Genomic DNA, 22,497 nt, shown 5'->3' with positions numbered 1-22,497 from the left:
AGACCTGGACTCAACGGAGCTTCGTCCATATCCGACACGCCAACGCAGGCACCGTCACTCACCGCCACTATCGATCATGAAACGGCCGTGCCGGTGATGGAGACACTGCGCGTCTATCCGCCGAGCATTTCCCCGACCCGTACCGCTTCGGCTTCGGCCGCGATTTCACGGCGGCGCGGCGGTCGGCGGCCACACCTGCCTCGGCGCGGGACTGACCGAAGTACCGGCGGTCGCGCTGCTGGTCCAGCGCCTGACCATCGCACCCGCACATCCGGGCCGCCCACTGCGTCTCACCGCCACTCCCGGCCCCCGGAGAAGTGGGGTGCGGAGCAGGTCGTCGGGACGGACGTTCTGACCGGCGAGAGGGCGGACATCGTCTGTTGGACGTGCGGCGAAGGCGAAGTCCCGGTCTGGCAGGTGACGTCCGAGGGGCAGAGCCGTTCGGCTGCCGTCGAAAGGCTCGAAAATGGTATCGAATGGGCGAGAAGGCAGCCTCGGGCCGAGGGTTGTGAGGTCAAGGCCGGCCCGAGATTCGAAACCCCGGGCTCCGGTGTGAATCTGACCGTCACCAACGAGATCGTGACCGTTCGCTCCGACCGGGATCGTGATGGAGTGGAATGGTCACCGGTGATCGTTCCACCGCGATCGCCGCCTCCGCCGACTTCCACAGGCCCGGCAATTCGTAGTCGACCCGGTCGCGCAATGCCCGCACGGTGGCGGAACGGCCGCGCAGGTCACGCCAGCCGAAGACCGTGCCGATGTTGCCGTCGATCGCGAGGACGGCCAGCATCGCCTGTTCGATCGGGGCGGAATCCTCCAGGACCGCCTGCCGTACGCCCACCCGCAGCGATTCCACCAGCTCGGCGTCGACCAGCCCGATCCGCCGGGCCGGGAACAGGCCCAGCACGCGGTGGCGCTCGACGGTGATCACCCCGGCCGTGGCCAGACCATCCCGCACCGCGTCCTCGGCCTTCCGTGACCGTGTGACGATCAGCTCGAACCAGTCGCGCCGCTGACCGGCCGGAACGGTGCCCAGCACCTCGGCGAGGAACGGGTCCAGGCCGTCCGGGGCCGGTGCCGCCGCCCCGGTCATGTCGAGCAGCCCGGTCAGCCGAAGGTCGGCGACAGCCGCGGCCCGCAACAGCACCCCGCGGGCCGCCGCACTGTCGTCGTCGAACCGGCCCTTGTCCGGCCGGAGGCTGAGCAGAAGTAGCTGATGCGGCAGAGGCAGCGACATCCACCCAGTGAAAACCGTGTCCCCGGAACACGGTCAAGCGACGGCTGCTTCGGCCAGAAGGTGAAGATCAGCTGGTCCGCGCGGTCCGAGGGCCGGCCCGACACCAAGGGCTGGTACCACGGCGCGACCGACCAGGCATCAGCGACCACCGTGAGCCCGACCCCGCTCCGATCGGCTGCCTCCAACGCGCCGCTGGTGTATCCGGAGGTCGAATAGAACAGATGATGGGCCACATCGGGCCGACTGCCACGAAGCTGCTGGACCAGCCCGGCGATCACCGGCTGGGCCTGCATCTTGACCTGAGCCACCCCGAGACTCGAGGTCACGTCGATGCCACCGTCGCGCCCGGCGCCGGTGAGCCGGGCGTCCGGGAAACCGATCTCACACATGTGGGCCCGAGCGATCTCCTCCGCCGCCTTCCAATCCGTGGGCAGCCCGGTGGGCAGGACCGGGGCGACATCCGTCATCGTCTCGGGATCAGGCGGCGACGGCACCTCAGGTGTCTCCGGCAGTCGCCTGATGTGTGCACCGGCGCCGTTCTCGATGATGTCGAGACCGATGGTGTCGAGCGGATCGAGAAACACCTTGAGTGTGAACTTGGGCCGGTCCGGTGCCCAGAGTTCCATGGCCAGCCCGCTCGTCGGCCAGGCGGTCTTGTCCGGTGTCCGTACTGCCCGGCCCTTCGCCATCGGGCCGGGTGCCACGGTGATCCGGGCCGTCCTGCGGTCCGCGACGATCCATCCCCGCAGCGTCCGCAGCGCGAGGTCGCCACCACCGGGCGGCCGGGTCTTCGGCAGGATGGAGTCGATCTGCCAACCGGTGCAGGTGACGGCGTCGGCGATGAGTTCGATGTGGTCACCGGGTTGCACCGTGGCCAGGATCCGTTCGGCGAGGACCGGTGAGACGGGGGCGGACTCCAGCCCGCCGAGATACCGACGGTAAGCCCATGCCGACCGGGGATCATCGGCGAGAGGCTGCCGATCGTCCGGAACCAGCGGTGTGCCCACCACCGGAGCGCCGCCGAGGGCGGCCTGCTCCTCCTTCTTGCGTTTACGCCAGGCGAAGAACGCCCAGCCCCACAGCACGATCGCGATCGGCGGCGCTCCGGCGGCCGAGCCGAGCGCACCCACCACCACGGCTATCACCAGCACGTTGTTGGAAACCGGATGCGCCCAGGGACGCTTGGTGTTCTCGCTGGACAATGGACCCCCATGTCTAAAAGATCTTGCCGAAAGTACTCGCCGCCCCGTCCTTTCTCATCGTCCAATCGTCGCGAGTGGAATCCGTCGATCAGCGGCTCTGATCTAATCGCCGGATGATCGCCGCCGAGAAGCCGCTGACCTGGGGTGTCGTGGCCAACGTCAGCCGGGACGTCCTCACCCGGCAGCGGACCGACGCGAAACGGCCGGGCACCCGACACTTCGCGCCCGGGGCGAAGGTCTGGATCCTGCCGATCCGGTGGGGGGACGGCGGTCAGCAGCGGTACGTGGTCGGCACCCGCCGTGGCACCGGCGGGCGCGGCCTCATCCGCCTGGTGATGAACACCGACTTCCTGGTCGGTTACCGCCTCAAACCGGTCTACAGCCCCACCGTGTACGCCGCCATGGGCCAGCCCCACGACCACGGCACCGCGCCCGGAGTCTACGAGTCGCGTGAGGCCGCCCAGCAGAGCGTCGACGCGGCGAAGTGGGCGCGGACCCGGGCCAACCATCTCGCCCTCAGCGACTGGCCGGACCTGATGCACAACGCCGACGAGCCGTGCGAGTTCTGCGACGGCCGCGACGCCGCCCGGGCCGGCGCCGAGACGAACCCCTACGAGCCGATCATCGGGTTCGCGGAAGGCAGCGTCGACTACTGGGGCACCGATCACGGGTTGTGGCAGTGCGGTTGGCTGACTGAGAGACACCAGTCGAACCCTGATCGGATCACCGACCTCGGCGTCCGTCATCTCGCCTTCAGCCGCCGGCGGATGAGCCGCTCGGCGAGCATGCTGGCCCGTACGGCTCTGGGCCGCACCGTGGCCGACCTGGAGGCGGACGGCATCGGCCGAAGCAGGATCCGCTTCGTGCGAGGCGACTACCGGCCCCGCCTGCTCGACGGCATCGTCCACGCCTGGCTCGACGCCGAGGAGCGAGTGGTGACTACCCGGTCCGGCTGAAGCGGTTCACCATGCATAATGATCTTGCGGATTCCCCGGTGCCGCCCGTTGTCCGAGGCGAGGAGTGGTGCGCGGTGTTTCGTGAGGTCCCGGTTCTCCCGGTGGTGATTCCGGTCGCCGTGGTGGTACTCCTCGCGCTGGTGTGGCATCTGCACCGCCGGAACCTGCTGACGGCGGCGCGTTTTACTGTCGCCGTCGCGCTCTGTGTCTATGCCGCGGGCGTCATCGCCAACACGGTCTTCCCGATCTTCCTGGACATGCCGGCCAGGGACATGCCGTGGCACTCCGCGCTCGTCCTCGTGCCGCTGGCCGACTACGAGATCGTCGACGCGGTGATGAACATCGTGATCTTCGTGCCGGTGGGAATGCTGGTGCCGCTGCTCGTGGCCCGGGCGTCCTGGTGGCGTGTGGTGGGGGTGGGAGCGTTCTTCAGCCTCGCGATCGAGGTGTCCCAGTTCGTCACCGCCCATCTGCTGGGTGGTGGTCACATCGCGGACGTCAACGACCTGCTGTCCAACACCGTCGGCGGTGCGCTCGGCTTCGCCCTCTTCTCCGCCGCGTTGCGGGTGCCAGGTGTCGCCGCCTTCGCCGACCGATTCCGCTGGGCCGAGCCGGATCGCCCGCGCTGATATGCCGTCGTTGCATGGGGAAGCCAGAATTCCTCGTATGCGAGGGAAGTGCGTGCTGGTCGCGGCGGTTCTGATGGCGGGGACGGCGGCCTGTTCGGGGGCGCCGGACGACGACGGGCCGGCCCGGGTGAGTGAGTTGCCGGCCGGTGTCACCGGGCTCGGGCCGGCGGTGTTCCTGACCGCGGTGGCCGACGAGCGGCGTACGGATCTGCGCGGTCTGATCGCCGTCGACCGGCTCGGTGACGATCTCGCCGGGGTGCAGCCGGTCCGCCGGCATGTGGAACTCGCGCTGGCGGACGACCCGGCGGCGCCGACGGTGGCGCGTGGGCTGGCCGAGGATCCGCGGGACGCGCTGCTGTCCGAGGGCCGGGTGCGCGACGTCGAGTTGCCCGGCCGCAGTTTCGTGCGTGAGGCCACCTCCGTGGGAGACCTGGTGATAACCCGGAACACCTGCTTGGTGGTACGGGCGGACGGGCAGATCCGGCGGCCCACGGAGGGTGAGGTGTCGTGTCGCCGGGGTGCGGCCGGCGGGATCATCTGGCAGGACCGGACGAGCGGGGCGGCGGGTGGCGTCGACCTCACCACCGGGGAGCCGCTTCCCGGTCTCGTGGTTCCCGGTGAGCCGTTGAGCGCCACCCCGGACGGTCGGCACGTGTTCTCGGTGGTCTCGAAACGCCTGGTGATCACCGACACCGAGACCGGCACGATCCGGCATACCGAGGTGGAGACCGCGCGGGCGGATTCGGAGGGCGAGGTGGCCGTCACCGCCCGGGGCTACTACTTCGTGCGGGCCGTCGACGGCGTACGCAGGCTGAGTCTGCTCGGGCTGGACGGCACGGTGACCGAGCTGATGTCGCCGGTGGGCCGTTTCACGGTCAGCCCCGACCTCACCCGCGCGGTGCTGACCGAGGCCCGGGACGGGGTGTCCCGGCTGGTTCTGCTCGACCTGGACACCGGCAGGATCCGTACCCCGACGGGGGATGCCGGACCACAACGGTCGGTGACCGCCACGCTCACCGGCCGGCATGCCCTGATCGCCGAGTCGCCGGCGGACGCCCACACCGAACCGGTGCCGTTGCGGATGTGGACCCTCGACCTGGCGACCGCGCGGCTGACCACGGCGCCCGCGATCACCGCGAGTTCCGTCGAGCGGGCCGGTGGCGCGCTGGCGTTCAGCCCGGACGGGCCGGTGGTGGCGCTCAGTGACGACGGCCGGCCCGCAGTGGCCCCGAACGGCGCCGAGCCGTGGACCGCGCTGCCGGACGGGCGCGTGCTGTTCCGGGTGCCGGGCCACCCGGAACAGGCCGACCGTCTGCTGGTCACCGGTGTGGACGGACAGCAGGTCGACATCACCACCGGCGCCGGGCCGGAGGAACACCTGAGGCATCTGACGATCACCCCGGACGGCGGTCATGCGCTGGTTGCGTTGCGTGGCGAAGGCGGCCGGGCCGCCGCCGGACCGCAGAGCCGCTTGGTCGTGACCCGGCTGGACGGCACCGGCGAGCCGGTCGTGCTGTACCGCGGCGTGGAACTGGTCAGCCTCGGCGATGCCTGATGCGGGGGACAGGGATACCGATCCAGTGAAGCCCCGCCCCGCCACCGGACCGTCGTCTCCCGTCTGGGTCGAGTCGATGGGCGGTCCGCTGGGCGCCAGCAGCAAAGCCGAATCGATCGCGGCCGCTCAGGTCGTGCTCGCCGACCCCCGCACCGCGTGGGAGGACTGCGGGGTCTGGACGACGGACGGGCCGGCGGTGTTGATGGACCCGGTGACCGCCGGGGCCGATCTCGGCACCGAGTACCCGGGCACCGGCCGGTTGCCCGAGCAGGCTCCCGTCATGATCCCGGCCGGTAGCCGGCGTGTCCGTGCCGTCCACGCCTGGTCCGACGAGAACACCTCGGTGGGTGTGATCCGGTTGCTCGGGGACTGACATCATGTTCCGATGTCCGTGCTGACCGACTATTTCGCCGCCGGTTCCGACGACGTGGCGGCGACCGCCGTCGACGGGGAGCCGCGGCTGCTCGAATTCACCGCCGAACAGATCGCGGCGGGGAAGGAGCTGTACCGGACCTCGCCGGAGGAAGCGTCGCGGCCCCGGGTGCGGATCGCCCCGTCGGGGACCCCCGTCGTGCAGAGCAAGGGTGTCGACCCGACCCGCCTGGTGAGTCTGGAGAAGATCCTCACCGGCCGTTCATCGGGTGATCGGCAGGCCGCCCTGATCGCACCGGCCGAGGAGGACATCGACGGCTGTGTGGTCATGGCGGTCACGGACACGCTGCGCGACGCCCTGGCCGTGCTGGAACCGGAGGCTCTGCCGCGGGTGGCACGGCAGTGGGCGACCGTGGAGTTCGAGGTGAGCGCGGCGGACGGCCTGACGGAGTTCCTGACCGCCCTCACCGATCTGGCGCGCCGGGCCGTCCCCGGCGGTGACCGGCTCTACTGCCTCGCATGCTTCTGACCGGCGTCAGGTCCAGTAGAGGATGCGGCAACCGGGGAGCCGGGCGCTGATCTCCGACTCGAACCAGGTGCGCAGTTCGGTCATCACCGGGGCCGGGTAGACGTACTTGATAGCTCCGAATTTGCCGTGTTTGCGGGATCGGGACTCCTCGTCCATCTCCAGCCCGGTCCGCGGATACCAGCCGAGCAGCACGTCCCTGCTGCCCGGCGTGAAGCGGTGGGTGATCAGCTCGGCGGTCAGGTCGAGAGCGGGCACCCCGTCCACCGCTGCCGCGACCTGCGAGATCAGTTCGCCGTACGCCGCACGCCAGCCGTCCACCGGCATGATCGGGGCGATGGTCAGGCCCACCGGATAGCCGTCCAGGGCCAGCCGGCGCAGCGCGGCCAACCGGTCCCGCAGACGGCTCGTACCGCCCTCGAAACGGGTGGTCACCGGCAGGCAGTTGACGCTGACCCGCACCCGGGTACGGCCGTGGTGCGCGATGCCGAGGAAGCCGTCCACATCGTCGAACTTGGTGGTCCAGCGCAACTGGACCGGAGCGTCCCACGCGCCGAAGTGCTCCACTGCCCGGCGCCAGCTGCCGGTCAGGTGTTCCAGAGCGAGCGGATCGGTGTAGCAGGACGCCTCGAAGGTCGTACCCTCGTCGCGCCTGGCCCGGTGGCGGCTGGTGACCGTGCCGTGCCCGGCGTACCCGGCGAGATTGTCCAGAATGTCGTCCAGGTCGGCGTAGACGCGGGTGACCGGTGGGCCGGACAGTGAACCGGCCAGGTAGCAGTACTGGCAGTGGGCCGGGCAGCCCTCCGCCAGATCGAACCGCCAGTCGGCGCTCGGTGCGATCGGCTGCAGGCGGCGCCGCGATGGTGGGCTCACCACGATCGCCATGGTGTTCTTGGCCCGGGCGTACGTCTCCCGGTCGGTGTCGCCGCGCATCCCGGTCAGCCGGGCCGACCGCAGCCGCTCCACCTCGATGCCGTGGGCCTCGACCTGCTTCATGATCCGCTGGCCGTGCGGGTGGTCGTACGCCGGTGGGGTCGCCACCACCCGCCGAGGCGTCCAGCGGCGGGCGGGACGGGCCGGCGGCGCGACGTCGCTCAGGTCGGCGGTGGCCACCCGTTCGCCACTGGCGCTGTGCGGCGCCGCCGGGACATCCGGGGCGAGCGGCTGGTCGAGATCGGTCATGACACAGGGTTACCCCTGGTGGGGCGGGTGTACCGCCCCACCGGAAGTGTTCAGTGGCGGTGGGCGGCGGAGGCGAATCCCAGCCAGGTGTGCCGGTTGCCGGCCCAGCACCAGCCGACCTTCGGGGCTCCGCGGCGGGCGGTGCCGTCCCGGCCGGTGCCGCCACTGATCCAGATCGCCGGCGTACGGGCGTCCAGGGTCTCGCCCTTGGGTTTGCGGGAACCGATGGTCATGAAGCAGTGGTTGGGCTCCAGGATCTTCGGGTCCTGGAGCAGCCAGCTGATGCCTTCGTTGACGGTCAGTGGGCTGCGGCCCCGGCCGAGGACGGCCGGCAGGGCCTCGGTGGGGCTCCAGTTGCGCATGTCGTCGCCGCGGTCGAGGCCGTGGAGTAGATAGAACGGTCGTTCTGGCAAGACCGCGGCCACCCGCTCGATCGCCACGAACGCCTCCAGATCGGTCATGTCCTCGACGACGAAGCCGGGTTTCCCGTGATGACGCAGCAGCGGCGCCAGCTGCCGTGCGGTGGCCAGACCGGGGTGGACGGCCAGCACCGACTGAGGTTCGTCCGGCAACGCGGCCACCTGGGCGGCGAGGTCGGCCGGGGCTACGCCGGTGACCTCGGCGAGCCCGGCTTCGAGCAGTCGATCCAGTTGCTGTGACAGGCTCATGAACACTCCCGGGCTCAGTGGCGCAGCTTGCGATAGGCGCGGGCGGACAACGGCAGGAACACCGCGACGATCAGAATCGGCCAGCCGATGGCCAGCCACACCGCCCCGTCGGCGAGCACCCCGCCGGTCACCCCGGTCGGGTTGCCGAACAGCTGGCGGGCGGCGGAGGCGGTCGCCGACAGCGGGTTCCACGCGGCGATCGCGGCCAGCCAGGCGGGCATCGTCTCGGCGGACACGATCGCGGTGGACAGGAAACCGATCGGCCACACCAGCACCTGCACGGCCATCGTCGCGCCGTCGCCGCGGAAGTTGAGGCCGATGAAGATCCCGATCCACAGGACGGCGAACCGCAGCGACAACAGCAGGACCACGGCGAGGGCGGCGGACGCCGGATCCGAGGTGATCCGCCAGCCGATCAGCAGGCCACCGGCGATCAGGACGAGCAACTCGGCGGCCGAGTTCGTCATGTCGGCGCCGACCCGGCCGAGCGCCACCGACGCGCTGCCGATCGGCATCGAACGGAACCGGTCGGTGATGCCCCGGCGGGTGTCGGCGGCCATCGCGGTGGCGGTGCTCTCCACCCCGAACATCATGCTCAGCGCCAGCATCCCGGGCAGCAGGAAACTGATGTAGTCGCCACCTCCCGGAACAGTGATCGCGCCGCCGAACAGGAAACCGAACACCAGCAGCAGCATGATCGAGAAGAGGAGGCCGAAGATCGGGGCCCAGGGTTGGCGTACCCAATGGGCCAGGTTTCTCTGGGTGAGGACCCACCCGGCGCGCATCGTCGTCACCGTGCCACCTCCCTGTCGGTGAGGGTCAGGAACACCTCGTCGAGGGTGGGGCGGCGCAGCACCAGGTCCTCGGGGGTGACGCCCAGGTCGTCGAGGGTGCGCACGACGTGGGCGAGGCCGGCGACGCGAGCGCCGATCTCGACGGTGAGCCGGTGGTTCTCGGTGTCGACGGAGGCCGGCAGCCGGTCCACCACCGGCTCCAGGGGCTGGCTGCGGGGGAGGGTGACGGTGACCCGGTCGCCGCCGATCCGGCGTTTCAGCTCGTCGGGGGTGCCCTCGGCGCCGATCCGGCCGTGGTTCATCACCGAGATCCGCGCGGCCAGCTGGTCGGCCTCGTCGAGGTACTGGGTGGTGAGCAGGACGGTGGTGCCGCGGTCGGCGATCTCCCGCACGCATCGCCACACCTCGTTGCGGGCGCGCGGGTCGAGCCCGGTGGTCGGTTCGTCGAGGAACAGCACCGCCGGGGTCAGGATGAGACCGGCGGCGATGTCGAGGCGCCGGCGCATGCCACCGCTGTAGGTGGCGACCGCGCGGGTGGCCGCCGCGGTCAGCTCGAACGTGTCGAGCAGCTGGTCGGCGCGCTGCCGGGCGGCGGCGGTGGTCAGGCCGGCCAGGCGCCCGAACATCACCAGGTTCTGCCGGCCGCCGAGGATCTCGTCGACCGCCGCGTTCTGCCCGACCAGGCCGATCCGCCGCCGGACCTGCCCGGCCCGGGTGCGCACGTCGAAGCCGGCGACGTGCGCGGTGCCGCCGTCGAAGTCGACCAGGGTGGCCAGGGCTTTGACCGCGGTGGTCTTGCCGGCGCCGTTGGGGCCGAGCAGCCCGTGGATGACACCGGGCCCGACGGCCAGGTCGAAACCATTCAGAGCAGGGATTTCGCCGTACGTCTTCCGTAGCCCCTCAGCTTTCAGGGCGGGTGTGACAGCCACTGTCGCTCCTAACTCCGTATGCCTTACGGAAAATTGGTGCGCGTTACACCGTACACCCCACGGGGTAATCTGTGCACATGGCTGACGAGACCATCGACCGCACCCTCGCCCTGCTCTGGCGGCGCACCCTCGGCACACCGCGGGGAACCCGGGGACCCCGGCAGCGGTTCAGCGTCGACGAAGTGATCCAGGCCGGGATCGCGGTCGCCGACGAGGAGGGACTCCCGGCGTTCTCGATGCGTAAGGTCGCCGACCGGCTCGGGCTCAAACTGATGTCGATCTACACGTACGTACCGGGACGCTCGGAACTGATCGGTCTCATGATCGACGAGGTGACCGGGGAGACGCCGCTGCCCGCCCACGACGGCCCCCTCCGGCAGCGGCTCACCGGCATCGCCCGGCACCTGTGGGACCTCTACCACCGGCACCCCTGGCTGCTGCAGGTCGAGGACAGCCGGCCCTGGATCGGCCCGCACGGCTCGGACCTCTACGAGTGGCAGCTCGCCGGGATCGAGGGCGCCGGCTTCACCGACCTGGAGATGGACCAGGTGGTGACGATGCTCAGCGACTACACCGCCGGGGCGGCCCGGTCATCGGTGCGCGCGCTGCGCACCACCCAGGAGTCCGGCATCACCGACGCCGAATGGTGGGCCGGCAACGCACCCGTCCTGGAACGGCTGATGCCGGCCGGCGACTATCCCATCTCCGGCCGGGTCGGGCAGACCGCCGGCCAGGAGTACAACGCGGTCAGCGACCCGGACCGGGTCTTCCGCTTCGGCCTCGACCGCGTCCTCGACGGCCTGGAACGACTCCTCGAGCGGTAACCGGGCGCCGACCGCGCCGCCGCACCCCGCTCGGCCGACCGCTCAGAGCCAGTCCGGCACGTGATCCGGGACCTGGACGGGCTCCTCGGCCGGCGGCGGCTGCGGTGGGATGACGGTTCCCGTCATGATGGCGCCGTACTGGGCGAAACTCCGCCACATCACCCGGCCGCTGGTGCGCATCGCACGTACCACCCAGCGGCCCACTGCTGCCATCACCCTGTCCCCGCTCTCGTCTTCGCCCGTCGTGCCGGCCCAGCGTGCGGGAGAACGCTGAACGCCGCCTCGAGTGGTGCTCGAGGCGGCGCACCCCGGCGAGGCCCGTGCTGGAACGGGCGTCGAGCCGGGCCCGCGACGATCAGGCCGTCAGCTACCGGGTGCACGGGACGGAGAGAGACAGTGGGTAGTCGAGAGGATCTGGCCTTCGTCGGGCTGGGCGCGATGGGTGGCGGCATGGCCAGGCGGCTGTGCGCGGCCGGCTTTGCGGTCACGGTGTTCAACCGCACACCGGAACGAATCGTGCCGGTGGCCGCCGCGGGGGCCCGCGTCGCCGCCTCCGCGGCGGAGGCGGCCGGAGCCGCCCGGATCGTGGTGCTGAGCCTCGCCGACGAACGCGCGGTCGACGAGGTGCTGTTCGGGGCGATGGCCGGCCGGCTCCGGCCGGGAGCGGTCGTCGTCGACACCTCCACGGTGTCACCGGCGTACGCCATCGAGGCGGCCGGGCGGCTGGACAAGGAGGGCATCCGCCGGGTCGAGGCCTGCGTGATCGGCAACCCGCCGATGGCGCTGGCGGGCAGACTGAGGGTGTTCACCGCCGGGCCCCGGGAGAACGCCGACGAGGTCCGCCCGGTGCTGGACGCGCTCGGCCCCGACGTCCGGCACGTCGGCCCGGCGGGTGCCGCCGCCACTCTCAAACTGGCGTTCAACCTGATGCTCGGCAACCAGGTGGCGGCGATGGCCGAGGCGATCCGGCTGACCGACGGTGCCGGGGTCGACCGGGATCTGCTGCTGACCGCCCTGACCGCCAGCGGATTCAGTTCCCCGACACTGGCCTTCCGGGCCGAGATGGCCCGTGAGCGCCGGTACGAGCCGGCCCAGTTCCGGGCCCGGCTGATGCTCAAGGATCTCGAACTCGCGATCGCCGAAGCCGGCGGACACGGCCGTGACCTGCCGGTGTCCGCGGCTGCCGCGGCCCGGTTCGCCGAACTGGTCCGGTCCGGTGCCGGTGACCGAGACGCGGCCGCCGTGGTGGACCTGCCTTGACGCCGAACGCGGTGATGGGCGGAGCCGCCCATCACCGCGACCGGTCCTACAAGCTCAACGCCCCGTCGATCTGCAGAACGGCACCGGAGACATACCCCGCCTGAGCCAGGTACCCGATCGCGTCGGCCACCTCGTCCGGCTGCCCAGGCCGGCCCAGCGGCACCGCCTGCAGGCTCTTCTCCCGCACCGCCGGCGACATCGATGCCAGCATGCCGGTGTCGATGTAGCCGGGCGCCACCACGTTGACCCGGACGCCGTACCGGCCGGTCTCCTTGGCCAGCGCCCGGGAGAAGCCGATGATGCCGGCCTTCGCCGCCGAATAGTTCGTCTGACCGGGCACGCCGTACACACCCGCCACCGACGAGACGTTGATCAGGCAGCCGCCGCGGCGCCGGGTCATCGGCAGCACCAGCGCCCGGCACAGGTGATAGACCCCGCCCAGGTTGGTGTCGATCACCTGGTGCCAGTCGTCGTCCTCCATCAGCGCCAGCGCCCGGTCCCGGATCACACCGGCGCTGGTCACGGCCACCGTCACCGGCCCGAGATCCTGTTCGGTACGTTGCACCCACAGCTGGACCGCCGCCCGGTCGGTGACGTCGACCCGGATCGCCAGGACACGCCGGCCGGCCGCCTCGACCTGTTTGGCCACCATCAGCGCCGCGTGCTCGTCGTGGCGGTAGCAGAAGCTGATGTCGTAGCCGTCTCGGGCGAGCCGCAGCACGGCCGCCCGGCCAATGCCGCGAGAACCGCCGCTGATCATCGCTACCCCGGGTGCCGCCATCGTCTCTCCCGTCGCCCTCATGTCGGATCATCGTCCCGGCCGGGCATCGAGCCGGGCTCGACGCCCACTGTGGCGGTTCGCCGGGCCGGCGCGGGGCATGGTGAGGCCCTCCCGGGTGGAGGGGGTCGCCCCGGGAGGGCCTCCGGAGGAGTTGTCTCAGGCGCTGGTGACGGTCACGTCGCCGCTGGTGGAGCTGGCGTCGATGCGCAGCGGCGCGTCACCGGGGGACTCGGGCAGCTCGTTGACGGTCCGGCCGTTGCGGCTGGAGATTTCGGCCGCGGCGGCGACACCCGGGCGCACCCCGATCCGGATGGAGCCGGGACCGGTCTTGATCGTCAGTGAGCCGGCCACCGCGTCGGCCACGGTGACGGTGCCCGCCCCGGTGGTCAGCGACACGTCCGCCGAGACGGTGCCGAGCTCGACGGTGCCGCTACCGGTGGTGATGGTGGTGGCGCCGCCGAGGTGGGCGACACCCAGCGTGGCGGTGCCGACCCGCAGATCGGCGGCGCCGGCGAGCTGATCGAGGCGCACCCGGCCCTCGTCGGCCCGCAGTTTCGTCCGGCCGGAGACGGTGCCGGTGGTGGTCAGGTCACCCTGGTCCCAGGTCGCCCGCACCCCGGCGGCCGGCCCGGTCACCGTGTAGCGGCCCTTCTTCCCGGTGAGGGTCACGTCGGAGCCGTACGGCGCGCGCACGATGATCCGCAGCGGCACCGACTTGAGGCGGCCGCTGGGTGCCTGCACCACCAGATGACCGTGTTCGAACTGGACCTGGGTCTTGCGGACCGCTTCCGGGGCGACGGCCGGATCGGCCGGCGAGCCGATCAGCTCGGCCAGCCGCCGGTCCGGGTCCAGGACGGCGGCCACGACGACGGCCACGACGTCGGTCTCCACCAGTTCGACGAGAAGCTCGCCGTTGTGCAGATGGACCTGCATGTCGGCGGGCCGCGGGGAGGTGAAGGAGTCGATGCGGCGAGATTCGGTGTCGGTCATGGGAGACCTCCGATCACGAAGGGACGGGCGGGCGGCCACCGGACGATGACCGGCGGCGGTGGCGGAGCCGCGGCGGGCGGCGGTCGTGAGATCGCCGCCCGCCGGTGGATCAGGCGACCGGGGCAGCCGCCGGGGCGGTGACCCGGGCGTCCCAGTCGATGCGGTAACGCTGCTCGGGGCCGAGCGTCTTCTCCGGGTTCAGGAAGGTCTTCTGCGCCAGCGGCATCATGATCCGCATCATCGTCTTGGCGAAGTTGCCCATGCTCTTGCTGTTGGTGGTGCGGGCGCCCCGCACGATGATCTTCTCCACCCGGCCGCGGCGCAGCTCCTCGTACGCCGCGAACGCACTCGGCACGTCGGGCAGGTCACGCAGGCAGCGAGCCAGCTGAATGCCGCTCTCCACCGCCATCGACGCGCCCTGACCGGAACTCGGCGACGGGCCGTGCACCGAGTCACCGGCCAGCACCATGCGTCCGCGATACCAGTGCGGCACCGGCGGCATGCTCTCGATCGAGCCGATCGCGACCAGGTTCTCCGCCCGGGTGTGCTTGACGATGTCGCGGGCCGGGGTGTCCTCGGCGAACGTCTCGCGCAGCGACTCCAGCCAGGTCTCCCGCGACGTCGCGTTGGCCTCGCTGAAACTCATGATGCGCGGGTCCGGGACGTTGGCGAACCAGGCGGTGCGGCCGTCGGGCTGCGCCCAGTAGCCGAAGAACGCCTTCTTGCCGAAGGAGAAATACATCGTGTCGAGCTCGGCGCCCGGCGGCACCCAGTCCGCCGCGGCCCCGAAGTTGAGCAGCGCCGTCGTCTTCGGCGCCGGCGCCTGCGGGTCGATCAGGGAACGGACCTTCGACCGGATGCCGTCGCAGCCGACCAGCACGTCACCGGTGCTGGTGGTGCCGTCGGCGAACACCGCGGTGACACCGTCGGCGGACTCCGTCACGTCGACGAGCCGCTTGTTGTACTCGACCCGGACGCCCTGCGCGGCGGCCTGCTCCAGCAGCACCCGCGACAGCTCGTCGCGCCAGACGCCCAGGGTCTCCGGCTCGACCGCCGGGTTGGGGGTGGTGCCGATCAGCGCACCGTAGCCGTCGGTGACGACGGTGGTGTTCATCGGCTGGCCGATGGCGCGAACCACGTCGTCCACACCGAGGATGCCCAGAGCGGCCAGGCCGTTCGGGGCGAGGGTCAGGGTGACGCCGACACCGTCGGCGGCGGTGGGGTAGGCCTCGAAGAGGGTGGCTTCGATGCCGGCCTTGCGGAGGGCCATCGCGGCCACCGGGCCGGCCACGCCGCCACCGACCACCAGGGCAGTTCGAACCGCTGTCATGTGAGACTCCCGAAGGTTTCCTGCCACGACTTGATGTAGTCGGGGTCGCCGAGTGAACCGGTCAGTTCGGTGAGAAAGACGAGCTCCGCCTCCAGCATCGCGAGCGCATACCTCTCCTCGACGAGGAAGATCCAGCGCACGCCGCTGTCCGCGGCCTCCTGCACGAGCTTGCGGGTTTCCTGAATCTTGACGGTGAGCGCGGTGTGCCGTTTCTGCAGCAGGTCTACCGCTTCGCGGGGCGCCAGCAGACTCAGCAGTGACAGCGCGACGGCGAACTGCGGGTACTCCTCGCGAGGCTGGGCCACCAGCTCGCGCAGCCACTCGTAGAACTCGTCACGGCCGCTGCCGGTGATCTCGTAGACCGTCCGCTCCGGGCGCTGCCCCTCGCGGACCGTCTCCCGCGCGGCGATGAAACCGGCCTTCGCCAGCTGCTCCACCACCATGTAGAGCGAGCTGCGGGTGTATTTGATGTGGCGATCCTGGCCGCTGCCCTGCAGGCGCCGCCCCAACTCGTAGGGGTGCAGCGGCTGCATGCTCAACCACGCGAGAACCACCAGGGCCAGTGGGTTGGGAACCTTACGCCGTCGTTCCACGTGGTGCTCCTTAGTCGATCCGGACTATACAGAGTCGACCAATCAGCTTCAACTAACTTTCGCCTACATCGGACTGTCGTGACGCGACGGTGCCGCATGGCGCCCGTGGGCGGCTCAAGCCGCACTCAATCGCGGTTGGATCCCGCTGTCCCAGGCTGGCCGCTCAACCCCAGGCCCAGAAGGTGATGCCTCATGGCTACGACGTCACGTCTCTCCGCCGAGCAGGTACGGCCGGCTCCGCGGCTGTACTCCGCCGGCTGGTTCCGGAACCTGTTCGTCGCCGAGTTGTGGGAGCGTTTCGGCTTCTACGGCGTGCAGGCGATCCTCGTGCTCTACGCGGTCGCCCCGGCCGCCGACGGCGGGCTGGGCCTGTCCCAGGGCAGTGCCGCCGCCGTCTTCGGCGCCTACATCGGCATCACCTTCATGATGGCCCTGCCCGGCGGCTGGCTGGCCGACCGGGTGCTCGGCCAGCAACGCGCGATCGTGCTCGGCCCCGGCCTGATCGCCCTCGGCTGCTACAGCCTCGCCCTGCCGCCGGACGGGCTGACCCCGCTCGGGCTGCTGCTCATCGCCTGTGGCTTCGGCCTGTTCAAACCCAACCACCAGGCGATGATCAACATCCTGGCCGGTACGCCGGGACGCCGCGAGGCCGCCATCGCCGCGCTGTTCGTCGGCATCCAGGTCATCGGCCTGTGCGGACCGCTGATCATCGGCTCCATCGGTGAGCGGGTCAGCTGGAGCCTGGCGTTCGCCACCATCGGAGTGGTGCTGACCGTGGGCGTGTTCGCGGTCCAGGCCGGCCGGCGTTCCTACGGCGAGGTGGGCCGGGGACCGACCCGTCCCCTGTCACCCGCCGAGCAACGCCGCCTGCGCCGGCGCACCGCCCCACTGGCGCTGGGGACCGCGGCCCTGGTGATCGTGCTGCTCGGCACCGGGCTGGTGCCGCCGATGGCCGCGCTGATGCTGATCGGGCTCGGTCTGATCGCCGCACCCTGGGGCGCCTACCTGAGACTGCGCCGCAACCCGGCACTGGACTCCGGCGCCCGGTGGCGGCTGTCGGTGATGCTCCGGCTCTTCCTCGGTGCCACCCTGTTCTGGCTGCTGGCCGGGCAGGACGGCTCGGTGCTGACGCTCTTCGCCAAGGACTCCACCGACCGCGAACTGCTCGGCTTCACCCTGCCGGCCAGCTGGCTGCAGGGCGCGACACCCCTGTTCATGCTGCTGATCGCGCCGCTGTTCGCCTGGCAGTTGCCCCGGCTGAACCGGTGGTTCGGCGTACCCGCGAAATTCGCCTTCGGTCTGTCCGTCGCCGGTGTCAGCTTCCTGGTGATGGCGGTGGCCGCGACCGCCGCCGCGGACGGCCAGCGGGTCTCGCCGCTGTGGCTGCTCAGCGTCTACCTGCTGCACGCCTGCGGCGAGATCGTGGTGGCGGCCGTCAGCATCAGCGCCATCTCGGATCTGGTGCCCCGCGACTTCCTCGGTCAGGGCATCGGCGTCTACTGGCTGTTCGCGGCCATGGGCGGCGGGCTGAGCAGCCAGGTGGCCGCGCTGATCGATGTGCTGTCCGCGCCCGTCTACTACCTCTCGCTGGGGGTGCTCACCCTCCTGGTGGCGGCGATCTTCGTGGCCGCCCGGCGCCGTCTGGGCGCGCCGTTCGAACAGCCCGGCCCGGCCGGCGGCCGCCCGGCCGCCCCCGATCCAGCCGTCCTCCAGTGACCTCCGACGTGCGCCCGGCAGCCTGAGCCCATCGAACCGCCGGCCTGCCGGCCGGCGACGGTACGCCCCGACCACAAGGAAGCGTGAGTGCAATGACCCTCGATGACATCCGGCGCCTGCTGCGGGAGAGCGGCGGGGTGGACGAATCCGTCGACATCGACGGCGACATCGCCGACACCGAACTGAGCGCCCTCGGCTACGACTCACTGGCCGTACTGGAGATGTGCGCCCGGATCGAGCAGCAGTACGGTGTCAAGATCCCGGAGGAGGAGCTGACCGGGCTGACCACGCCGGCCGCCGTGATCGCCTACGTCGACAACGCTCGCGCCATCGCCGCGAGCTGACCAGCGCACCGGTGTGGACCGCCTCCTCATCCCCATCACGCTGCTGGCCAACGGGATCGCCGTCGGCGTGATGGTGTCCACCGTCATCGGGCTCGCGCCGATGAGCCTGGCCGTCTCCTACGAACGGTACGTGGCCACCATCCAGTACCTCTGGAAACGCTACGACCCGTTCATGCCGATCATGAACGCGCTGGCCTGCGTCCTCGACCTCGCCCTGGCGGTGGTGGCCGACGGCGACCTGGCCCGGGTGCTGTTCGGATCCGCGGGTGTGCTGCTGCTGATCGTCATGGCGATCTCGGTGTTCAAGAACGTCCCGATCAACCGGTACGTCATGTCGCTGGATCCACAGGTGCGCCCGGCCGACTGGGAGCACGCCGATCCGCGCCTGAGCTGGCGCAACTGGAACCTCGTCCGCACGGCACTGGCCGTGCTGGCGTTCGCCACAAATCTTGTCGCAGTCACCGTGCTGCTCTAGCCCGCAAGGAGGAACCACCGTGCATGTCTCGGGTAAGAAGGTGCTGGTCACCGGGGGTAGCAGGGGCATCGGCCGGGCCGTGGTGCTGGGCCTGGCCCGAGCCGGGGCGGACGTCATCACCTGCAGCCGGAGCGAGAACGAGTTCGCCACCGGCCTGGCCGCCGAACTCAAGGAGATCCCGGGCGAGCACCACGTCGTCCGGGCCGATGTCACCAGCGCCGACGACGTCGCCGCGCTGATCGACGAATGCCGGGTCCGGTTCGGCCGCCTCGACGCGATCGTCAACAACGCCGGCGTGATCAGCCACGTGCCCTTCGCCGAACTCGACCTCGACGAGTGGCGACGGGTGGTCGACAGCAACCTGACCGCCGCCGCCCGGATCATCCAGGCCGCCCTGCCGCTGCTCGGCGCGGGCGCCTCGGTGGTCAACGTGGGCTCGCGGGTGGCCACCGTCGGCATCCCGCTGCGGGCGCACTACACCGCCGCGAAGTCCGGCCTGATCGGGCTGACCCGGTCGCTGGCCAAGGAACTCGGCCCGCGCGGCATCCGGATCAACGTGGTCGCCCCCGGCCCGATCCAGACCGAGACCGAGACCCCGCCGGCAGTGCTGCAGCGCTACCAGTCGATGATCCCGCTGGGCCGGCTGGGCCGCCCGGACGAGATCGCCACGGCGGTGCAGTTCCTCGCCAGCGACCAGGCGTCGTTCATCAACGGCGAGGTCCTCAACGTGGACGGAGGCATCTGATGGCCGAGGCCGGCGGCCCGTTCCGGGTGATGCTGCGGATGGTCATCCACCCGGGGATGGAACAGGAGTTCGAGCAGACCTGGCACCGGGTCGGCAGCGTGATCGCCCAGCACCCGGCGAACCGGGGACACTGGTTGTCACGCAGCACCGAGGAGGGCTCGGTGTACTACGTGGTCAGCGACTGGGCCGACGAGCAGCGGTTCCGCGAATTCGAGCGCAGTGACGCACACGTCGAGCACCGGACGAAGCTGCATCCGTACCGGTCCGGCGGGTCGATGACCACGATGCGGGTGGTGTACGGCATGACCGGCGCCATCACCGCACGATGAGCGAGCCGGCCGGCTCGCTCGCCGGCAGACGTGTCCTGATCACCGGTGGCACCCGGGGCATCGGCCGGGCCACCGCGCTGGCCTGCGCGCGGCGCGGCGCCCGGCTGGTGCTGTGCTACGCCCACGACGAGGCCGCCGCCGACCTGTTCGCCGCGGAACTCAAGGACGCCGGCGGCGGCCCGCACCGGGTGGTCCGCGCCGACGTCACCGACCAGGCCGGCGTACGCCACCTCGCCGGGATCTGCCGGGACGAGCTCGGCGGACTGGACGCGGTGGTCAACAACGTCGGCGTGGACGGCCGGGCCGCCCTCGAGGAGATGACCCCGCAGGAGTGGGACCGGGTCCTCGACCTCGACCTCACCGCTGCCTTCCTGGTCTCCCGGGAGACCCTGGGGCTGCTCAGCCCGGGCGCCTCGGTGGTGCACATCGGCGCGTCGGCGGCCCTGCGCGGACGCCCGCACAGCGCGCACTACGCCGCGGCCAAGAGCGCTCTGGTCGGGCTCACCCGTACCCTCGCCCGGGAGGTGGGCGACCGCGGGATCCGGGTCAACGTCATCGCGCCCGGCGTCATCGTCACCGAAACCGACCCGGGCCCGCCGCCCCCGGTCGCCGACCTGATCAAGCAGATGACGGCCCTGCGCCGTCTCGGCACCCCGGCCGACGTCGCCGGTGCCGTGGTCTACCTGGTCGGCGACGAGTCGCGGTACGTCAGTGGATCGATCCTGCACGTGGACGGAGGAATCTGATGCCCTACGCAGCCATCACCTACGCGGTCAAACCGGGGAACGAGGATGAGATCGCGGAGATCTTCGCCAACTTCCGGCGGGTCGACTCGCCGGTTCTGACCGGCCCGGACGGCGAGCCGGTCGGGGAACTGCTCGGCACCGCGGTCTTCATCAAGGACGACCTGATGGTCCGGGTCATCCACTACAGCGGCGACTTCTCCGCCATCGGCCGGCACATGGCGGGCCAGCAGGGGGTGCACTCGCTGGAGCAGCAGCTGGCGCCGTACCTGGCGCAACAGCGTGACACCGGCGACGTGGAAGGCTTCCAGCACTACTTCCGCAACGCCACCATGCGCTGCATCTCCCAGCTGTCGCGGGACACCTACACACCCGCCTGAGACGGTCCGGAACGCCGGGAGGCGGTCACCGCACGGTGACCGCCTCCCGGCGTTCGGTCGAGATCCTTGCGGAGTACGGCGTACCGCCCCCGCCGGCGGGCTCAGTCCACGTCCCGCCCCGGCGTCATGGTGTCGACCAGCCCGGTGGTGTGCTTGGCGGCCCGGAAGGCCGGATCGGCCAGCACCTCGCGCAGGAAGTCCCGGGTGGTGTGCACACCCCGCCCGGCCACCCGGAACTCCTCCAGCGCCCGGTCCGCACGGGCTATCGCCTGCCGCCGGTCCGGCGCCCACACCGACACCTTGGCGAGCATCGGGTCGTAGTCGGCGGTGACCCGGAAACCGGGATAGCCGTGCGTGTCCACCCGCACGAACGGGCCGCTCGGCGGCAGGAACTCGGCCACCGTCCCGGGCGTGGGAAGGAATCCGCGCAGCGGGTCCTCGGCGTTGATCCGGCACTCGATGGCCACCCCGCGCGGGCGCACGTCGTCCTGGGTCACCGAGAGGCCGTACCCCGCGGCCACCCGCAGCTGCTCCCGGATCAGGTCGATGCCGGTCACCATCTCGGTCACCGGATGCTCGACCTGGATCCGGCAGTTGACCTCCATGAACACGAACTCGTCCTCGTCGACCAGGAACTCGTAGGTGCCCGCTCCGGCGTAGTCGACGTGCCGGGCGGCCCGCACCGCGGCGTCCCGGATGCGCTGGGACAGCCGGGCCGGCAGCCCGGGCGCCGGGGTCTCCTCGATCAGTTTCTGCCGGCGGCGCTGCACCGAGCAGTCCCGCTCGCCGAGTTCCACCACCCCGCCCCGGCCGTCACCGAGCACCTGCACCTCGATGTGACGGGCGTTCTCCAGGAACCGCTCGATGTAGAGCCTCGGGTCGCCGAAGGTGCTCTGCGCGACCGCCCGGGCCCGGCCCCACGCCTGGCCGAGGTCGCGGCCGTCGCGGACCACCGTCATGCCGCGGCCCCCGCCGCCGGCGGTCGCCTTCACGATCAGCGGGTAGCCGATCCGGTCGGCGACCTCGCGGGCCTCCTCGACGGTCAGCAGCGACCGGGAGCTACCCGGCAGGGTGGGCAGACCGGCCTCGCGGGCGATCTGTTTGGCGTCCGCCTTGTCGCCGAGGCGCCGCAGCAGGGCGGCCGGCGGCCCGATGAAGGTCAGGTCGTTCGCCTCGCAGATCTCCGCGAAGTCCGGGTCCTCGGAGAGGAAGCCGTAGCCGGGGTGGACCGCCTCCGCGCCGTTCTGCAGCGCGGCGGTGACCAGGGCGGCCGGGTTGAGGTAACTGTGCCGGGCCGCGGACGGGCCGATACGCACACAACGGTCGGCGTACCGGGCCACGGCCGATTCACGGTCGGCGTCGGAGCAGACCGCGATGGTGCGGATGCCCATCTCGCGGCAGGTCCGCGCCACCCGGAGGGCGATCTCACCCCGGTTGGCGATCAGAACGGTGGAAAACACGGCTGTTCCTCCTCGGTCTCAGGCCGGTGCGAGCACGATCAACGGCTCGCCGTACTCGACCGGGGTGGCGTCCGGCACCGGGATGTCGACCACACGGCCGGACGATTCGGTCACCACCGGATTCATCAACTTCATCGCCTCCACGATCCCCACCTGCTGACCGGCGGTGACCACGTCACCGACCCGGACGAACGGCGGCTCGTCCGGCGACGGCGAGTGGTAGAAGGTGCCGACCAGCGGCGCGGTCACCGGCGTGGTCCCGTCGGCGGCCGTGCCCGCCGCGGCGGGCTCCGGGTCGGCCACCGCGGCGAGCGCCGCGGACTCCGGCGGGGACCACTCCAACTCGACCTGCAGGTCACCGGCGCGGACCCGGATGCTGCGCAGCGGACCGTGCACCGACGCGGTCAGGCGCTCGGCGTACCGGCAGAGGTCGTCCATACCGGTGGCGGAGCCTCCGGTTGCCTCGATTGTCATCGT

Annotated in this window: 27 protein-coding genes; 14 read left to right on the top strand and 13 right to left on the bottom strand. The window is 70.9% G+C overall.

The features are described from left to right. Window positions 1–565 precede the first annotated feature (565 nt). Window positions 566–1,207 carry a GOLPH3/VPS74 family protein gene (locus ACQ0O7_RS39310; RefSeq protein WP_430790468.1) on the bottom strand — a complete coding sequence of 214 codons (642 nt, stop codon included), beginning with the start codon at window positions 1,205–1,207 and terminating at the stop codon, window positions 566–568. After that, on the bottom strand, window positions 1,108–2,439 hold the full coding sequence (locus ACQ0O7_RS39305) for a restriction endonuclease (RefSeq protein ID WP_430790452.1): 1,332 nt from the start codon (window positions 2,437–2,439) through the stop codon (window positions 1,108–1,110). The genes ACQ0O7_RS39310 and ACQ0O7_RS39305 overlap by 100 nt, the downstream gene beginning before the upstream one ends. Window positions 2,440–2,552: 113 nt before the next feature. On the opposite strand from ACQ0O7_RS39305, the gene ACQ0O7_RS39300 reads away from it, so the two are divergent. From ACQ0O7_RS39300 to ACQ0O7_RS39280, 5 genes are all read left to right on the top strand, one after another. Then, window positions 2,553–3,395, top strand: coding sequence for a hypothetical protein (locus tag ACQ0O7_RS39300; protein WP_430790450.1), 843 nt, complete (start codon window positions 2,553–2,555; stop codon window positions 3,393–3,395). Between the two features lie 74 nt (window positions 3,396–3,469). Further along, window positions 3,470–4,024 (top strand): VanZ family protein, encoded by a 555-nt coding sequence (locus tag ACQ0O7_RS39295; protein ID WP_430790448.1) that lies wholly within the window; start codon window positions 3,470–3,472, stop codon window positions 4,022–4,024. A gap of 37 nt (window positions 4,025–4,061) precedes the next feature. Next, complete coding sequence (locus ACQ0O7_RS39290) at window positions 4,062–5,579, top strand: hypothetical protein (RefSeq protein ID WP_430790446.1); 1,518 nt, start codon at window positions 4,062–4,064, stop codon at window positions 5,577–5,579. Window positions 5,580–5,604: 25 nt separating this feature from the next. After that, window positions 5,605–5,952: an Imm21 family immunity protein gene (locus tag ACQ0O7_RS39285; RefSeq protein ID WP_430790444.1), complete on the top strand. Its 348-nt coding sequence runs from the start codon at window positions 5,605–5,607 to the stop codon at window positions 5,950–5,952. A gap of 12 nt (window positions 5,953–5,964) precedes the next feature. Continuing rightward, on the top strand, window positions 5,965–6,480 hold the full coding sequence (locus ACQ0O7_RS39280; protein WP_430790442.1) for a hypothetical protein: 516 nt from the start codon (window positions 5,965–5,967) through the stop codon (window positions 6,478–6,480). 6 nt (window positions 6,481–6,486) lie between these two features. On the opposite strand, the gene ACQ0O7_RS39275 is transcribed toward ACQ0O7_RS39280, so the two are convergent. From ACQ0O7_RS39275 to ACQ0O7_RS39260, 4 genes are read right to left on the bottom strand one after another with little or no spacing between them, the layout of a single operon-like run. After that, window positions 6,487–7,659, bottom strand: a complete 1,173-nt coding sequence (locus ACQ0O7_RS39275) for a spore photoproduct lyase family protein (protein WP_430790440.1) — start codon at window positions 7,657–7,659, stop codon at window positions 6,487–6,489. 50 nt (window positions 7,660–7,709) lie between these two features. After that, complete coding sequence (locus tag ACQ0O7_RS39270; protein ID WP_430790438.1) at window positions 7,710–8,327, bottom strand: DUF5701 family protein; 618 nt, start codon at window positions 8,325–8,327, stop codon at window positions 7,710–7,712. A 14-nt stretch (window positions 8,328–8,341) separates the two neighbouring features. Beyond that, window positions 8,342–9,112, bottom strand: a complete 771-nt coding sequence (locus ACQ0O7_RS39265; RefSeq protein ID WP_430790466.1) for an ABC transporter permease — start codon at window positions 9,110–9,112, stop codon at window positions 8,342–8,344. A 5-nt stretch (window positions 9,113–9,117) separates the two neighbouring features. Beyond that, window positions 9,118–10,050: an ATP-binding cassette domain-containing protein gene (locus ACQ0O7_RS39260; protein ID WP_430790436.1), complete on the bottom strand. Its 933-nt coding sequence runs from the start codon at window positions 10,048–10,050 to the stop codon at window positions 9,118–9,120. A gap of 77 nt (window positions 10,051–10,127) precedes the next feature. Between ACQ0O7_RS39260 and ACQ0O7_RS39255 the strand changes: the two genes are divergently transcribed. Next, a complete protein-coding gene (locus ACQ0O7_RS39255; protein WP_430790434.1) occupies window positions 10,128–10,874 on the top strand; it encodes a TetR/AcrR family transcriptional regulator in 747 nt (248 codons plus the stop codon). A gap of 42 nt (window positions 10,875–10,916) precedes the next feature. Here ACQ0O7_RS39255 and ACQ0O7_RS39250 read toward each other — a convergent pair whose 3' ends face one another. Continuing rightward, window positions 10,917–11,087, bottom strand: a complete 171-nt coding sequence (locus ACQ0O7_RS39250) for a hypothetical protein (protein ID WP_430790432.1) — start codon at window positions 11,085–11,087, stop codon at window positions 10,917–10,919. A gap of 183 nt (window positions 11,088–11,270) precedes the next feature. Here ACQ0O7_RS39250 and ACQ0O7_RS39245 point away from each other — a divergent pair, with 183 nt between their 5' ends. Beyond that, window positions 11,271–12,134, top strand: a complete 864-nt coding sequence (locus ACQ0O7_RS39245) for an NAD(P)-dependent oxidoreductase (RefSeq protein ID WP_430790430.1) — start codon at window positions 11,271–11,273, stop codon at window positions 12,132–12,134. A gap of 46 nt (window positions 12,135–12,180) precedes the next feature. On the opposite strand, the gene fabG is transcribed toward ACQ0O7_RS39245, so the two are convergent. From fabG to ACQ0O7_RS39225, 4 genes are all read right to left on the bottom strand, one after another. Then, window positions 12,181–12,936 carry a 3-oxoacyl-ACP reductase FabG gene (gene fabG, locus ACQ0O7_RS39240; protein ID WP_430790428.1) on the bottom strand — a complete coding sequence of 252 codons (756 nt, stop codon included), beginning with the start codon at window positions 12,934–12,936 and terminating at the stop codon, window positions 12,181–12,183. A gap of 135 nt (window positions 12,937–13,071) precedes the next feature. Beyond that, the gene (locus ACQ0O7_RS39235) at window positions 13,072–13,905 is read right to left on the bottom strand and encodes a hypothetical protein (RefSeq protein ID WP_430790426.1); all 834 of its coding nucleotides are present in this window, start codon (window positions 13,903–13,905) and stop codon (window positions 13,072–13,074) included. Between the two features lie 109 nt (window positions 13,906–14,014). Beyond that, window positions 14,015–15,235 (bottom strand): FAD-dependent monooxygenase, encoded by a 1,221-nt coding sequence (locus tag ACQ0O7_RS39230; RefSeq protein WP_430790424.1) that lies wholly within the window; start codon window positions 15,233–15,235, stop codon window positions 14,015–14,017. Then, complete coding sequence (locus ACQ0O7_RS39225; RefSeq protein WP_430790422.1) at window positions 15,232–15,828, bottom strand: PadR family transcriptional regulator; 597 nt, start codon at window positions 15,826–15,828, stop codon at window positions 15,232–15,234. The genes ACQ0O7_RS39230 and ACQ0O7_RS39225 overlap by 4 nt, the downstream gene beginning before the upstream one ends. A 192-nt stretch (window positions 15,829–16,020) precedes the next feature. Between ACQ0O7_RS39225 and ACQ0O7_RS39220 the strand changes: the two genes are divergently transcribed. From ACQ0O7_RS39220 to ACQ0O7_RS39190, 7 genes are all read left to right on the top strand, one after another. Then, a complete protein-coding gene (locus ACQ0O7_RS39220) occupies window positions 16,021–17,544 on the top strand; it encodes a peptide MFS transporter (RefSeq protein WP_430790420.1) in 1,524 nt (507 codons plus the stop codon). A gap of 92 nt (window positions 17,545–17,636) precedes the next feature. Then, window positions 17,637–17,888, top strand: coding sequence for an acyl carrier protein (locus ACQ0O7_RS39215; RefSeq protein ID WP_430790418.1), 252 nt, complete (start codon window positions 17,637–17,639; stop codon window positions 17,886–17,888). 13 nt (window positions 17,889–17,901) lie between these two features. Further along, the gene (locus ACQ0O7_RS39210) at window positions 17,902–18,363 is read left to right on the top strand and encodes an anthrone oxygenase family protein (protein WP_430790416.1); all 462 of its coding nucleotides are present in this window, start codon (window positions 17,902–17,904) and stop codon (window positions 18,361–18,363) included. 19 nt (window positions 18,364–18,382) lie between these two features. Beyond that, window positions 18,383–19,108, top strand: a complete 726-nt coding sequence (locus tag ACQ0O7_RS39205; protein WP_430790414.1) for an SDR family NAD(P)-dependent oxidoreductase — start codon at window positions 18,383–18,385, stop codon at window positions 19,106–19,108. Then, a complete protein-coding gene (locus ACQ0O7_RS39200) occupies window positions 19,108–19,437 on the top strand; it encodes an antibiotic biosynthesis monooxygenase family protein (protein ID WP_430790412.1) in 330 nt (109 codons plus the stop codon). Before ACQ0O7_RS39205 ends, ACQ0O7_RS39200 begins: the two co-directional genes overlap by 1 nt. Then, window positions 19,434–20,183, top strand: coding sequence for an SDR family NAD(P)-dependent oxidoreductase (locus ACQ0O7_RS39195; RefSeq protein ID WP_430790410.1), 750 nt, complete (start codon window positions 19,434–19,436; stop codon window positions 20,181–20,183). The genes ACQ0O7_RS39200 and ACQ0O7_RS39195 overlap by 4 nt, the downstream gene beginning before the upstream one ends. Beyond that, window positions 20,183–20,560 (top strand): SchA/CurD-like domain-containing protein, encoded by a 378-nt coding sequence (locus ACQ0O7_RS39190; RefSeq protein ID WP_430790408.1) that lies wholly within the window; start codon window positions 20,183–20,185, stop codon window positions 20,558–20,560. The genes ACQ0O7_RS39195 and ACQ0O7_RS39190 overlap by 1 nt, the downstream gene beginning before the upstream one ends. 101 nt (window positions 20,561–20,661) lie before the next feature. Here ACQ0O7_RS39190 and ACQ0O7_RS39185 read toward each other — a convergent pair whose 3' ends face one another. Both ACQ0O7_RS39185 and ACQ0O7_RS39180 read right to left on the bottom strand, forming a co-directional pair. Further along, on the bottom strand, window positions 20,662–22,020 hold the full coding sequence (locus tag ACQ0O7_RS39185; protein WP_430790406.1) for an acetyl-CoA carboxylase biotin carboxylase subunit: 1,359 nt from the start codon (window positions 22,018–22,020) through the stop codon (window positions 20,662–20,664). Window positions 22,021–22,038: 18 nt separating this feature from the next. Beyond that, the gene (locus ACQ0O7_RS39180) at window positions 22,039–22,494 is read right to left on the bottom strand and encodes an acetyl-CoA carboxylase biotin carboxyl carrier protein (protein ID WP_430790404.1); all 456 of its coding nucleotides are present in this window, start codon (window positions 22,492–22,494) and stop codon (window positions 22,039–22,041) included. Window positions 22,495–22,497: the final 3 nt, after the last annotated feature.

It is taken from the genome of Actinoplanes sp. G11-F43, assembly GCF_050589265.1.
Classification (GTDB): domain Bacteria; phylum Actinomycetota; class Actinomycetes; order Mycobacteriales; family Micromonosporaceae; genus Actinoplanes.
Note: the sequence above shows the minus strand (reverse complement) of the source record. Positions and strands in the feature narration are given on the sequence as shown.